This window comes from Mediterranea massiliensis (genome assembly GCF_900128475.1).
GTDB classification, from domain to species: domain Bacteria; phylum Bacteroidota; class Bacteroidia; order Bacteroidales; family Bacteroidaceae; genus Bacteroides; species Bacteroides massiliensis_E.
Window position 1 is genome coordinate 610,406 of sequence record NZ_LT635836.1, and the last position, 14,440, is coordinate 624,845.

Annotated in this window: 10 protein-coding genes; 3 read left to right on the forward strand and 7 right to left on the reverse strand. The window is 51.4% G+C overall.

The annotated features are described in order from the left end of the window. Positions 1-93 precede the first annotated feature (93 nt). Entirely contained in the window at positions 94-558 is a 465-nt protein-coding gene (locus tag BQ7483_RS07335; protein ID WP_072545378.1) for a DUF1896 domain-containing protein, read from the forward strand. Then, positions 548-6,253 carry an N-6 DNA methylase gene (locus BQ7483_RS07340; protein ID WP_072545379.1) on the forward strand — a complete coding sequence of 1,902 codons (5,706 nt, stop codon included), beginning with the start codon at positions 548-550 and terminating at the stop codon, positions 6,251-6,253. Before BQ7483_RS07335 ends, BQ7483_RS07340 begins: the two co-directional genes overlap by 11 nt. Before the next feature lie 98 nt (positions 6,254-6,351). Here the strand turns inward: BQ7483_RS07340 and BQ7483_RS17890 are convergent, their stop codons facing one another. The 7 genes from BQ7483_RS17890 to BQ7483_RS07370 all read right to left on the reverse strand — a co-directional run bounded on the left by BQ7483_RS17890 (position 6,352) and on the right by BQ7483_RS07370 (position 13,097). After that, positions 6,352-6,507, reverse strand: coding sequence for a hypothetical protein (locus BQ7483_RS17890; protein ID WP_164488585.1), 156 nt, complete (start codon positions 6,505-6,507; stop codon positions 6,352-6,354). A gap of 20 nt (positions 6,508-6,527) precedes the next feature. Next, positions 6,528-7,487 carry a nucleotidyl transferase AbiEii/AbiGii toxin family protein gene (locus BQ7483_RS07345; protein ID WP_072545380.1) on the reverse strand — a complete coding sequence of 320 codons (960 nt, stop codon included), beginning with the start codon at positions 7,485-7,487 and terminating at the stop codon, positions 6,528-6,530. Then, a complete protein-coding gene (locus tag BQ7483_RS07350; RefSeq protein WP_072545381.1) occupies positions 7,484-8,209 on the reverse strand; it encodes a DUF6088 family protein in 726 nt (241 codons plus the stop codon). The genes BQ7483_RS07345 and BQ7483_RS07350 overlap by 4 nt, the downstream gene beginning before the upstream one ends. Positions 8,210-8,403: 194 nt before the next feature. Beyond that, positions 8,404-8,817, reverse strand: a complete 414-nt coding sequence (locus BQ7483_RS07355; RefSeq protein ID WP_072545382.1) for a helix-turn-helix domain-containing protein — start codon at positions 8,815-8,817, stop codon at positions 8,404-8,406. A gap of 19 nt (positions 8,818-8,836) precedes the next feature. Next, the gene (locus tag BQ7483_RS07360; protein ID WP_072545383.1) at positions 8,837-10,879 is read right to left on the reverse strand and encodes a bifunctional DNA primase/helicase; all 2,043 of its coding nucleotides are present in this window, start codon (positions 10,877-10,879) and stop codon (positions 8,837-8,839) included. Beyond that, positions 10,872-11,231: a helix-turn-helix domain-containing protein gene (locus BQ7483_RS07365; RefSeq protein WP_072545384.1), complete on the reverse strand. Its 360-nt coding sequence runs from the start codon at positions 11,229-11,231 to the stop codon at positions 10,872-10,874. The genes BQ7483_RS07360 and BQ7483_RS07365 overlap by 8 nt, the downstream gene beginning before the upstream one ends. Before the next feature lie 651 nt (positions 11,232-11,882). Next, positions 11,883-13,097, reverse strand: a complete 1,215-nt coding sequence (locus BQ7483_RS07370; RefSeq protein WP_072545385.1) for a transposase — start codon at positions 13,095-13,097, stop codon at positions 11,883-11,885. 324 nt (positions 13,098-13,421) lie between these two features. Here BQ7483_RS07370 and BQ7483_RS07375 point away from each other — a divergent pair, with 324 nt between their 5' ends. Beyond that, a complete protein-coding gene (locus BQ7483_RS07375) occupies positions 13,422-14,393 on the forward strand; it encodes an alpha/beta hydrolase (RefSeq protein WP_022019478.1) in 972 nt (323 codons plus the stop codon). Positions 14,394-14,440 lie beyond the last annotated feature (47 nt).

The window sequence follows — 14,440 nt, forward strand, 5'->3', positions numbered from 1 at the left end:
GTGCCATGAAGTCCGGCTTGATGCTACATCAGGTACGGCTTCATCCTATACAGGCATAAAATGTATTTTGTAACACGAATAAAAAGAAGAATCATGAATCCGAACAAACCGAACATGCCGGCTCCGTCGGTAGAGCCGGACGAACTGTCCTATTACCGCCTTACCCTGTTGTCCTACCTCCGCGAATCGCATCCCGAACGGGCTGCCGACGATGCTTTTATCCGCGCGCGTGCCGACCTTGCCGCCGAAGCGTTCAGCAATGCCGTCAGGTCGGGCATGAATTATGACGAAGCCGTCCAACAGGCGGACGAGGTGCTGTTCCAGGGTCTGCACTTTTCCCGGCTCGACACGCTCATCACCGTGTTGTGGAACGAGTTTGCCGATGAGGTACCCGCAGGCCGCGCCCGCGAGGTAGCTCTCCAGCTCCTGCCCGAATGCGGCAGGGTGTTCAGCGGTTACGACCTGAGCGACGGTTTCGAGTTTACCCCCGACTTCGACCGGCTGTGCGGGGAACTGGCCGGTGTAATCTCAATCTGGCTCGAAGAAAATGGCATATAACAAGAAGGCACATCTTAGGGACAACATCGAGGCCATCCGCCTGATGTTCCGTCTGGAACGGGAGAGGCGTGCCGCCACCCCGGAGGAGCAGGCGGTATTGGCCGCCTATTCCGGTTTCGGGGGCATCAAGGCGGTACTGTCCCCTTTCGGCAAGCTCACCGACATCCTCCGCTGGACGCAGAGCGACCGCGAACTCTTTCCCCTTGTGTCGGAACTGCATGGCGTGCTCCGCGAGGGGGCGACGGATGAACGGGAATACAAACGGCTGGTGGACAGTGTGAAGGCATCCACCTTTACCGCGTTCTATACACCGCCGGAAATCATTGGTGCACTGGCATCCTCATTAAGTGAGCATGGCGTGTCGCCGCACCGCTTCCTTGACCCGTCATCGGGCACGGGCAATTTCTTGTCTGCCTTCCAGCCGCATTTCTATAACGCCACCGCTGTGCCCGAAGCCACCGCGTATGAAAAGGACTTGCTGACCGGGCGTATCCTCCGGCAGCTTCAGCCCGGTACGGATGTTCGTGTGCAAGGCTTCGAGGAGCTTCCCCCACAGGACAACGGGCGGTTCGACGTGGCGGCGAGCAACATCCCCTTCGGCGACATCCGCGTATTTGACCCGTTGATGGACGATGGCACGGCACGGCGCTTCGCGATGAACTCCCTGCACAATTATTTCTTCGTCAAGGGGCTGGATGCCGTGCGCGAGGGCGGCATCGTGGCTTTCATCACCTCGCAAGGGGTGATGAACTCCGCGATGGGCACGCCCGTGCGCCAATATCTGATGGAAAGGGCGCGGCTCCTGTCCGCCATCCGCCTGCCCAACAATCTCTTTACCGACTATGCCGGTACGGAGGTGGGCAGCGACCTCATTGTGTTGCAGAAGGACACGGCATCCGGAAGGGAATATACCGGCCTTGAAAAAGCCTTCGTGGAAGTCAGCACGCAGGCCGACGGCACAACCCAGAATGAATACTTCGAGCGTACCGCCGCCATTGTCCATACGCGCGGCCATGTGGGAACCGACCCTTACGGCAAACCGGCACGCGTCTTCCTGCATGACGGGGGCATGGATGCCATCGCCGCAGACCTGAAATGGATGCTGGACAAGAACCTGTCGGAAAACCTCGACCTTGACCTTTATCTCCGCTTCTCGCCGGTGCGCGAGTTGCGCGAACTGGCGGAAGTACGGGCGGAAAGTCTTCAGGAACGCATTGCACAGGTGCGGGCGATATCCATGCCGGAACAGCAGCGTGTCGCGACGGAAATGCCGGAGGCGGTTGTGGAAGAACCGCCCATTGTCCGCTCTGAACCGGAAAAACCCGTCACGCAGGAGCCACTGATGTCCCTGTACGACCTTTTCGGCTTCACACAGGAGGAACGGCAGGCGTTCAGCACCGGACGGAAGCCCAAGCGGAAGAAGAAGCAGGACACCCCGCAGCTCTCCCTGTTCGACATTGTGGAACCGCTCAGCGGCCAGTCCGTACCCGACAAGGGGGATGCCATTGCCGCATCGCCCGCAGAAAAGCCTGCCCGGACTGCACAGCCCGAACCGGCAGCCGCACCCCAAGCCCCGTCGGAAGAAGAACTTCGGGAACGGGAGCGCCGCCGGGCGGAGGAAGAGGCCGCACGGCAGGAGCGCATGAAGCCACGCCCCTTCACCGGCGAAAGGCTGGAGCACTACCGGAACGGCTCACTGGTGGATATGGACAGGCAAATCGGCTACCTCTCCGGCATGGATAAGGGAATCCCTGTGTTCCATCCGCTGGAACTGCCTGCCCGCCAGCAGCAGCGTGCCGCATCCTACATTGAACTTCGCGACACCTACCACCGCCTGTACAACGACGAAGCGGAACACCGGCAGGAGAACGGGGAACTGCGTGCGGGCCTGAACGGGCTGTACGACGGCTTTGTCCGTCAGTTCGGCAACCTGAACGACAAGAAGAACATCGACCTGTTCCGCATGGATGCCGATAACCGGGAAATCCTCGCCTTGGAGCGTTATACCGACGGCAAGGCGGTCAAGGCCGACATCTTTGACCATCCCGTGTCGTACAACGTGAACGAGATTACCCACACCGACGATGTGCACGAGGCATTGGCGGCCTCGCTCAACAAATATGGCGAGGCAGACATGGAATATATGGAATCGCTCACCGACAAGCCGCAGGCACAATTGCTGGATGAACTGCGCGGCAGGGTGTTCTACAACCCGCTGGCGAAGCGTTTCGAGATTGCCGACCGCTTCATCGCGGGCAATGTCGTGGCAAAGGCGGAGTATATCGGGGAATACTTGCAGACACATCCCGACGATGCCGAATCGCGCGTTTCGCTTGAAGCATTGCGTAAGGCGGCACCGGTACCCATTCCTTTTGAGGAACTGGACTTCAACTTCGGCGAACGCTGGATACCGGCTGCCGTGTACAGCCGCTATGCCTCATGGCTGTTCGACACCGACGTGTCCGTCCGCTACAACGCCAGCGCGGACGAGTACAATATCCGTGCCTCCGAACTCAGCCCGCGTATCTATAACCAGTACGCAGTCCGTTCCGAAACGCGCCTGTTCAACGGCGTGGCCCTCATGCGCCACGCCATCCACAACACCACGCCCAACATCACCAAGACCGTCACGGACAAGGACGGCAAGGACATCAAGGTGCGCGACCCCGAAGCCACGCAACTGGCCAACAGCAAGATTGACGAGATACGTGAAGGCTTCTCCGACTGGCTTATGGAGCAGTCGCCGGAGTTCAAGAAGAAGCTGGAGGACATGTACAACCGCAAGTTCAACTGCTTCGTGCGCCCCAAGTTCGACGGCAGCCACCAGACCTTTCCTGACCTTGACTTGAAAGGGTTGGGCATCAAGGATTTGTATCCATCTCAGAAAGACTGTATCTGGATGCTGAAGATGAACGGCGGCGGCATCGCCGACCATGAGGTGGGTGGCGGCAAGACGCTGATAATGTGCGTCGCCGCCTACGAGATGAAGCGGCTCGGACTGGCGCACAAGCCGCTCATCACCGGCCTGAAGGCGAACATCCACGAGATTGCGCAGACCTTCCGCACCGCCTATCCCCATGCCAAGATACTCTATCCGGGCAAGGAGGACTTCACGCCCGACCGCCGCGTGGAAATCTTCAACCAGATGAAGAACAACGACTGGGATGCCATCATCCTCTCGCACGAGCAGTTCGGCATGATACCGCAGTCGCCCGAAATCCAGCGCGACATCTTGCAGCAGGAACTGGACAGCGTGGAGGAAAACCTGGAAGTCTTGCACCAGTTAGGCAGCGAGGTAACCAATGCCCAACTCAAGGGCGCGGAAAAGCGCAAGATGAACTTGGAAGTCAAGCTTAAGGAGCTGACGCACGAGATAGAAACCCGCAAGGATGATGTGGCGGACTTCAAGCGCATGGGCATCGACCACATCTTTATCGATGAGAGCCACCGCTTTAAGAACCTCATGTTCACCACGCGCCACGACCGTGTGGCGGGGCTGGGCAACTCGGAGGGCAGCCAGCGTGCGCTCAACATGCTCTTTGCCATCCGCACCATCCAGCAGCGCACCGGCAAGGACTTGGGAGCCACATTCCTGTCGGGGACGACCATCAGCAACTCACTGACCGAGCTGTACCTCCTGTTCAAATACCTGCGCCCCAACGAACTGGAGCGGCAGGGCATCCGCTCCTTCGACGCATGGGCGGCGGTGTTCGCACGCAAGTCCATTGACTATGAGTTTTCCGTGACCAACGAGATTGTGCAGAAGGAACGCTTCCGCTATTTCATCAAGGTGCCCGAACTCGCCTCGTTCTATTCCGAGATTACCGACTTCCGCACGGCGGAGGACATCGGCATCGACCGCCCGAAGAAGAACGAGATACTGCACAACATCGCGCCCACGCCCGACCAGCAGGAGTTCATCGCCAAGCTCATGCAGTTCGCCAAGACCGGCAACGCCACCGTATTGGGCCGTCCGCCGCTCACCGAGAAGGAAGAAAAGGCCAAGATGCTCATCGCCACCGACTATGCCCGCAAGATGTCGCTTGACATGCGGCTCATCGACCCGCTGAAATATGACGACGACCGCGACAACAAGGCGACCCACTGCGCCGACATGATTGCGCAGTATTACAACCGATACGCCGAGCATAAGGGCACGCAGTTCGTGTTCAGCGACTTGGGCACGTACAAGCCCGACCAGTGGAACCCGTACAGCGAAATCAAGCGCAAGCTGGTGGAAGACCACGGCATCCCCGAAGACCAGATACGCTTCATTCAGGAAGCCAAGACCGAGAAGAAGCGCAAGGCGATGATTGAGGCGATGAACGAGGGGCGCATCCGTGTGCTGTTCGGCTCCACCGAAATGTTGGGCACGGGTGTCAATGCGCAGAAAAGATGCGTGGCCATCCATCACTTGGACGCACCGTGGCGCCCAAGCGACCTCCAGCAGCGCGACGGGCGCGGCATCCGCAAGGGCAACGAGGTGGCGAAGCTCTATGCCGATAACAAGGTCGATGTCATCATCTATGCGGTGGAGAAATCATTGGACAGCTACAAGTTCAACCTGCTCCACAACAAGCAGCTTTTCATCACCCAGCTCAAGCAGAACCGCATGGGCAGCCGCACCATCGACGAGGGCAGCATGGACGAGAAGGGGGGCATGAACTACTCCGAGTATGTGGCCATCCTCTCCGGCAACACAGACCTTTTGGACAAGGCGCGTCTGGAGAAGAAGATTGCCGGACTGGAGGGCGAGCGCAAGGCGTTCCAGCGCAGCAAGGGCGATTCGCGCATCCGGTTGGAGACCCTGTTGGCCAACCAAGCCTCCAACAGCGACATCATCGCGAGGGCGCGGCAGGACATGGCCGACTTCGAGAGCCGCGTGCAGTACGACAAGGACGGCAAGAAGCTCAACCCGCTGAAGATTGACGGGGTAACGGGCAGCGACCCCAAAGTCATTGCCGCCCGGCTGCACGAGATAGAGGACAAGGAGCGCACGCACGGCCAGCCGGTTCCCATCGGCTCCCTCTACGGCTTTGAAATCGTGGTCAAGACCGACACCACCGTCAAGGAGGGATTGGACTTCTGCGAGAACCGCTTCTTCGTGCGCGGCACGGGCAAGCTCCTGTACAACTACAACAACGGACGCTTGGCAGCCGACCCGCAGACCGCCTGCCGGAATTTCATCAACGCCTTTGACAGCATCCCCCGCCTGATAGAGAAATACACGCGGGACAATGCTGACATCGAGAAGGAAATCCCCGTCCTGAAGCAGGTCGTGGACGAAACATGGAAAAAAGAGGATGAGTTGAAGCAACTCAAGGCCGAGCTTGCCACGCTTGACCGCAAGATATTGCTCTCCTTGAAATCCGTCGATGCGCAGGAGGCCAACACTGAAGGGGTAACGGAAATCCGGCCGGAGCCGCAAGCTCCATCGGTGGCGCAACCCGCTCCCTCAATGCCCGGCGACCCTGCCGTCCCGGCAGCATCCGAACCATACGTCCACCGTATGCCCGACTACATGGCACATGCGGCGGAGCGCAAACCGCCGGTGCTGTCAGCCATGCCCAAGACCATCAGCATCAAGGAGCTGATGAGCGCGGGCAAGGAAAAGGTCGTAATCGGCGGCATCCCCCAACCGGAAGACGGCACGGAGAAGCCGCAGGAAAAACCGAAATGGAGGATGAAGCTGTGAGCGGGGTACACTTAATGAAAAACTTGGCAACTACATATAGTAAGGTGGTTGCCAAGTTTTCTATTTCAAATCTCGCCAATACATTCTTTATATGTTTTTCACCAAAATGTATATTGAGCCTTGAACTTCGCATAAACCTTCTTTGCCGCCTCCCTTTCTTCCTTGCTTTCAGGTTTCAAGTGAGCTATCTTCTCCGCAAAGCGTTTAGCGTCCTTACCGGTAACTACCGGCGTTTCTTTAATCGGTCGAGCCATAAATTCCTGTATGTTGTAAATTATATCTTGTTTTCAATTATCGAAATGAAATCATGCAATTTCTTTCCAACTTGATTCGCATCAGGTATCCGGCTATATGCCAGATAATTTAATTCCCGTTCATAATATCCGCCCAATTGCTTCCATAGCTCATTGAATGAACCAAGAAGGGGAGATTCTTTAATGGGTGTATGTTTCCATTTTTCCGGTGAGTCAAACATTTGTCGGTCATGCGCCGCCAGTTCTTGCAGGTCTTTAATGAAATCCTGTTCCACATATTCCATACATTCCCTATCGTCAAGCAGAAAATAGATATCATAGAAATGGCGGATTTTCCCGGTTAATCCTTGCACCGGATTATCCATAAAGGAGAAACGGAGAAGCGAAACGACTTTCTCGCACAAGGTGCGCCGTTTGTCCAGAATGTTCAGTTCAAACGGATGCAGGTCATATTCTTCAATGAAAGAGTCCATACCTGTATTTTCAAGGTAGGAAGTGATAAAGCTCTTTATTTGCCGTCTGACATATGGATAAGGATTGGCAAACGAATTTATTTCCACGACTACACGGTTGGCGACAAAATCAAACAACGGGTCATGGACGCTTGCCGGATATTGGTACAAGGCTTTCCGATAACGGGAACCCTTACTTGTCAGTTCAGGCACAACCTGTTCCTGCAAGCCTTGGGTCATTTCTTTGCAGACCTTGGAAATCAAAGTCTTTATCTGATTTCCGCTCAACTTTTGCGTGAGTACAGCCACATCCACATCTTCCGAGAAGCGGTTAATCAATCCGTACCCTTTTGACAAGGATGTGCCGCCCTTGAACACCGTGTTCTCCATATAAACGCTTCGGGAGAGTTGTTGCAATATCTTGCTTATCCAATAGTCTTTTTCGATATAGACCGGTGCTATATGGTAATATTCGGAAGCCGCGCGTATTGCATCTGCTAACAGTTCAGGTTGTTTTTCCAGTATCATTCAATCCTCCATTTCTTTTTATTAGGCAATGTATCTTCATTTATTCCCAATTTATAGACCGTTACTGGATTCAATGAATCCCATAAAGGTTGCGCTTTCGCCATACCGCAATCGTTCTCGATGATGGTTCCCAACAAGGCGCGTACCATTGGCGGATAGGCCTCGGCCAAGGCAACCATCTTTTCCTTCTCCCTCCTGCCAAGTTCTCCTACCAGAAAAGCTATGCGCCTGTATGATGCCTCTATCGTGGTGTCGGGTATTTCCTTGATGAAGCGGATGGCATCCAATAATTGCAGGAGCGGAATATTGTCTTTGGTTATCGGGTTAGGTTGCAGGACAAAGCAGACGGTGAATATATCCCGTTGTTTCTTGTTCCTGCGTTGGTTTGTGCCGATTTGGATGATGTTGGGCACTTGTGTAGTAAGCCCTAACCGATTAAAGACGGAGTAACCGGTCAAATATCCGATGCGCTTTCCGTTCTTTTCCAACAAATCCTTCACCAACTCTTCTTGTCTGGGTTTCAACGTTCCGAACACGCTCTTTTTAGGCTTGTAGAACCGTCCTTTGGATATTTTAGCCAAGTAGCCTTCACCCGCCAGCCGATTCAGCATTTTAATGATGCTTTCGCTCGTTTCGGCAGGCAAGTTTAAGTCCCGGTAGGTAAACACGTAATCGGGCTGAAAATCTTCCAATCGTTTCTGTACTTCTCTTGTGATAATCATAATCCCATGTCCTTGGTTGTCGGTGCAAAGATAAGAAATATTCTTGTTTTTACGACACAAAACTGGAATTTTATTAGAAATGGCTCCACCCTGTCCTCCCGACAGAATGAAGCCGGTTGTTTAACTTAAATAGCGGGAACTTCCTGCTTCACAGCGGTAGAGAGTATCCCTGAACGATGAACATCCAAGATGCATTATCCACAATCATCTGAGAGTTCTTTTTCTTCTGTTTCTTTCTCCCCGCCGTTTTCATCCATTTCTTCGGGCATCGGATAAGTTTCCGACAGCTTGTCCTTCCGTGCCTGACGCTTGATTTCGTTCTCGTCGAAGTTGTTGCGGATGAACTCGTGCAGGTCTGATTCCTTGTAATAGGTCTTGTGGTATATTGAATGGAATTTCAATGCCCCGTTGTTCCGGTATCGCTGGAGCGTGCGCTTGCTGATGCGCAGCAGTTGGCACACCTCCTGGTTGTCGTACAGCCGTTCCCCGTTCAGGTAGTTCAGGTGCTTCTGCCGGTTCTCCGCCTTGTCCAGCTTGCGCGATATGCGGTAAAGTTCACCCATGATGCGCTCCATCCACGCCTCAAATTCAGTCTTGTCCACTAACATGGCCGTTCCTCCTGTGCTTTTATACCTCGCCCAGCATGTAGCTGTTCGGGCTGTCGGGTGATTTCACAATGATTTCCTTTTCCCGCATGAAGCGGATGTAGCTCTTGGCCGTGCGTTCCTTCACCTCGAACGCCGCCTGAAGTTCTTCCGAAAGCTCCATGTAGCCGATGAAGCGTTTCCGGCTGAACAGTTCGCGTGCTACCGCCACGAGTTCCTCTTCCTTGCGCCTGTCCTTTTCCTCTTTCGGTTTCTCGCCCAGATAGGCGTGCATCGCCTTCTCCTTGTCCCATGCGAATTGCATGAGCGGTACATCCAGCGGGCTGCCGTCCCGTACTTTCAGGGCTTTCACCACCGAAACGGCGGGCTTCGTGTCCTTTTCGATGGAGAGGATGGCGGCAGCCTTGCGTTGCAGTTCGCTGCCCAAGTGCCCGCGCAGCTTCAGCCCGTTGGGGATGAAGTGCAGCACCGTGACGATGCACGTGTTGTAGATGCCCGCCAGCCGGTAGAGTTCCTCCACGACGGCGATGCTCTCCGCCTCGTCGTTGGCGCAGCGTATCAGGTCGGCGATGCCGTCAATGACCACCAGATGGATGCCCCCGTATTGGTAATGGAACTTGTCCATGCTGAGCACAATGGACTTCAGCCGCTCCTTGCGGCTCATCCCCGTCAGGCAGTATGCCTTGAACCACTCCGGCATCGTGTCGCGCCCGCAACGGCGCAGCAGGGTACTTACGTTCTTGTATAGTTGCACCTCGCTCTGTTCGGTGTCATAGAACAGCACCGCCTTGCCTTTCGGGTTCCCTTCAATGGAAACGCCCAGCGTGTCGATGCCCTCCGCGTTTTCCGGTTTCACAGCACCGGCAATCAGGGCGGCCACATAGTTGCTTTTCCCCGTACCCTCCCCGCCGGTGATGCAGAGCAGGTTCCCTTGTGTTCCCAGCGGCACATCGTTCACCGATACTATCATTTGTGCCACAGGTGGCGGGTTGTTGAAATCCAACTCGCATGATTTTAATGCTGACATATCTTCCTTGTATAATGAATCCAAATGGTTTAAGAACAATTTCAATAAATCGTCGTGCGTGTGTCCCAACGCAAAATAATCCGTTACATCCTTTTCTTCTTTTGTTCCTGACAGTGGCAGCAAAAGGCGTTTCAATGCAAACGGCTTCAATTCTTCCTGCCGTTTGGCGGAAACTTCCAGACCGGTCTTGTCCATATCATACAGCAGGACAATGTGTTTGAACCGGTAGGAGAGCAGCATCAGCACAGAGGTAGGGATGACTGTCGTTTCCGAATTGAAACAGATGGCATGGAATCCGTTTGCCGCAAGGCTCATCACGTCTTTCTCACCGCCTGTGATAAACAACAAATCCCCTTTGGCGGATAATTGGTCAAGTCCGAAGCAGTAATTGTCGCCCAAATCTCCGGCATAGAGGAAACGCATCTCCGAGCGCGGGCGGTAGATTTTAATGTATTTGTTGCCTACATAGCCATACATCGGTTCCTGTGCCGTTTCAGTCAAGGTATAGCTTTTCCCTTCCTGATTGACGGAACTGAACGAATGCAGAGGCCGTACATTATATTTATTTAATGTATGCTCCGTGATTCTGGATTTGCTCCAAAATATCCGGTCTGTTTCATTGAACGCCCTTGGTACGATATTATACGGGCGTATTTTCTTTATCACCTGTTCCGGCGTGGGCGGACAAACTACCTGAACGGAAGATGTGTCCACACAATTTTCGTAACCGTCTGCCAACCCCAAATGCAGGTCATGGTCAATGATGCGCATGATTTCAACGAAATCCTTCGCGTTCCTGCAACTCAGCCCCGTCATTGTCCCTACCAACTCGAAGCAGTCCCCGGAATATTCCTCATTGCCGAAATCCTTCATCTTATACACCGAATGCCGCCGGTCATAATATACGTTGCACGATGCCTTCGTATCCTTATATAAAGGATTCAGGAACTTCTTACCGATGCGGAACGGCACGGGCAGGTAGTGTCTGAACACCGAAAGCCCCCTGTCCGTCGCCTGCAAAATATCCTCCTTATTCATTGTCTTCGTCCTTTGTTATATCCAACAACCGGTTCTTCTTGTAAACGTCTATCAGGTGCGGTTCACACGTGATAACCTTTTCCCGTACCTTTTTCTCTATTTCTGAGAGCTTGTACAGGCACTTGCGGCGGAACACCGAATACTCTACCAGTCCGTCGCTCCTTAACCGTTGCAGGGTGCGTGTGCTGATATGGAGCATATCGGCCACTTCTTGACTGTCCAGCCATACATCGTTGTCAAAGTCGCAATCCTGCAACTTGTGTTCATTCTTGGTAATGAACTCAGCGATTTTCGCTATTTGCCCCATCATCTTTTGATAGGCGGCACTTTCCATTACGATAACTTCTGTCATAATCCTAATTATTGAAATGTTTGCCGCAAAGTTCCCGATAAGTCAAAATCCGCATGGTATACTATACGTGTACTACACCATAATTTTTTTGTTCCTGCATTTTTTTGCGGGAAAATGCGAGGTCAATCCGTTTCGGTCAGGAGTAAGGTTAATAGGTTCAAAATTAGTTCAGTGCAAGGTGCAAGCCTATTTATATATATAGGCTCGCACCTTGCACTTGAAAAAAAGGCTGAAAAAAAATATTGTCAAGAACTTGCATGTTTCAAAAATGTGTAGTACTTTTGCACTCGCAATCGAAAGGTGACACGGTGGTGTCATAAGCTACGAAAATTGACAAGATGAAATCGTAACCAAGTCGTAACCATTAAATTTTAGGTTACGCATAAGTTACTGATTAAAAAGATATTATAAGCGGCAGGTACGATTACCGTACGCACCGCGAAAACAATAAAGAGGCTGTCTCAAAATTAAAAACAGAGATAAGTTTACTTACAATTTATAAGCTACAACATAAAAACCTCCTGCTTTTAGTCCTATAATTGCAATAAATAAGGGCTAAAGCAGGAGGCTTTTTATTACTAAGTTTCAATCTGTAAGATTATTACTTTTGAATTTCTATTTTGACAATAGTTCGTTAACCATTAGCCTAGCCTAAGCGGCTTTGGCAGTAAATAAAATGAGTTCTTTGAAAAGTCTGTCAATTAAATGCGTGTCTGGTTCAATCCCAGACACGTGAATAAATCGTTCAAGCATGTAAGCATTGTGTATGACTGACTTGCATGATGATATGGAATATTTTATTCCCATCCTCTTACAGGCAGCCTTGGCAAGGTTTATCGCTGCAAGTGATGCATTAAAGTGAAATGCCAGTTTCCTGAAGTCTGTAGACTGACAGTTTGTTATTCCGGCATATTGCTTGGCATCACGAAAGCAAAATTCGAGTTGGAAACGTGTCCTGTAAAAGTCCAGAACATCCTGTGCGTTCTGTGTTTCGTCCGTAGAGAAATACAGCTGCCATTTGTCCGTTCCATCCATAGGATACCATACAGCCAGGCTCACAAAGCGTTTGAGCGCTTTGGAGTATGCTTTCAGTCCGTAAAGTTTACCCTTGTTCACTTTGTACTCGGTACATCTTGTGATGTCCAGATTTTCAAAGTCAATTTTCTCGTCATGTAATTTTGGACGTCCGCGTTTTCCTGTCCTATTTTCTAAGGTGGGATAAAACAATACGGCATCATTCCTGAAACGGCTTATTACGTGGAAACCGTTATCGTACAATGGTTTGATGAAAGTTGCCTTTGAAAAGAACGCATCACATACGACTGTGCCAGAAATACGTTTCAGCTGTTCCTGTATGCTGATAAGGTAAGAGCTGTACCAGTCAACAAGATTCTTCTCACAGCTTTCCAGCGTTGCGTTGTCAGGTGTCTGTACAGAACCCAAAGTCATACATTCATGGTTGTCAACGTCTATAACTCCAATACCGGTTATTTCCAGTCCGCGTTTGTATTCACCGGCACAACCGGACCAGAAATAGCCAATCCATGGCGTTTTGCTGCCTGATTTTGGAATGAAAGACGGATCAACGGCTATCGCCTTACGACCACCTTTAAGGTGTTCTCTAATGATGGCTTCATTGAAGGAAAACCAGTCAAAGCCATCATTCTCAAAATTGTTTCGGTATGTCTGTTCTGAGAAACATCCATATCGTCCCATTTGTAGGAAATTGATGCGGTCAGGTATGGCCATGAACAATTTTATTGCATCCATGAATACTTTCTGGAAAGATTTGCTTATATTTACAACTGATTCGAGAGCATTCCTGCACTCGGATTGGTATTGCATAAGGAGTGATTCTTTGGTCATAATTAAAAGTGGTGAGATACTTCTAATTTACTAATAATCAACAAATTATGCAATACTTTCATGCTTTATTTTCAGCTATTTATCATATATTTTTCATCACTTTTCTTACCCCTTAACGATTCATTCTTGACAGTATTTCAATGATCTCTTTAATAATATTGAACTGGCTAACACCGATTCTATTATTTAATTAAATTTATCGGTAAAAATTTACCGAAGTATTGATTTTGAGACAGCCTCTTTATTTATTTTTATACATTTCCTCGGATTAAGCATTCTTGTTAATCTTGACTATCAAAACAAACCTATATAGATAAACAGAATATGGAAACAAAAAAGCATGTAACAGCCTGCCTGTTGATCGGACTTCTATCCATTGCCTACCTGCCGAATGCCGCACGTGCCTCTGAACAATCAGGCAAGAAAAAGATGAAAGTGGAGATAACCGAAGGTCAGATTGATGTCATCAGCAATATCATCTATTCCCAAGTTACCCTACGCAATGCCAATCGCCCCCTCAAGATGACCCTGCTTGTTCCACGAACCCAGGAAGCCAAGCCTGCCATTGTTTATTATCCGGGAGGCGGATTTACTTCTGCCAACCACGAAAAATTCATTGAAATGCGCATGGCTTTGGCAAAAGCCGGTTTTGTAGTGGCAGCTGCAGAATACAGAACAGTCCCCGATCGCTATCCTGCATTGATTAACGATGCCAAAGCCGCTGTCCGATACCTGCGGGCACATGCCCGGAAGTTCGGCATTGACCCTCAACGCATCGGTGTCATAGGCGACTCGGCAGGAGGCTATGTAGCCCAGATGATGGGAACCACCAATGGAGAGAAGCAATTCGATACAGGCGACTTCACAGAGGTTTCATCCGACGTACAGGCAGCAGTAACCATCTATGGCATCAGCAACTTGATGAATATTGGTGAAGGCTATCCCGAAGCCATACAGGAAGTACATAAATCACCGGCCGTTACCGAAGCTTTGCTGATACACGGCCCTGCCTTTGCCGATTTCGCCGGCGAAAGCATACTCAGTGATCCTCAAAAGGCTTTGGAAGCCAGTCCGATAGGTCATATCAAACAAGGAATGCCTCCATTCCTCATCATGCACGGATCGGCAGACAAGCTGGTGTCTCCCATACAGAGCGAACAGCTCTACCGTGCACTGACCGAGAAAGGCAACCAAGCAGACTATATCGAAGTAGAAGGAGCCGGACATGGTGATTTGTACTGGTTCCAACCGGCCATCATAGACACAGTGGTCCGCTGGTTCAAGGAGCACCTGTAATCCGTTGCTGGACATCCTGTCTGCCAAAGGCTTTTCTCTCGCATGAT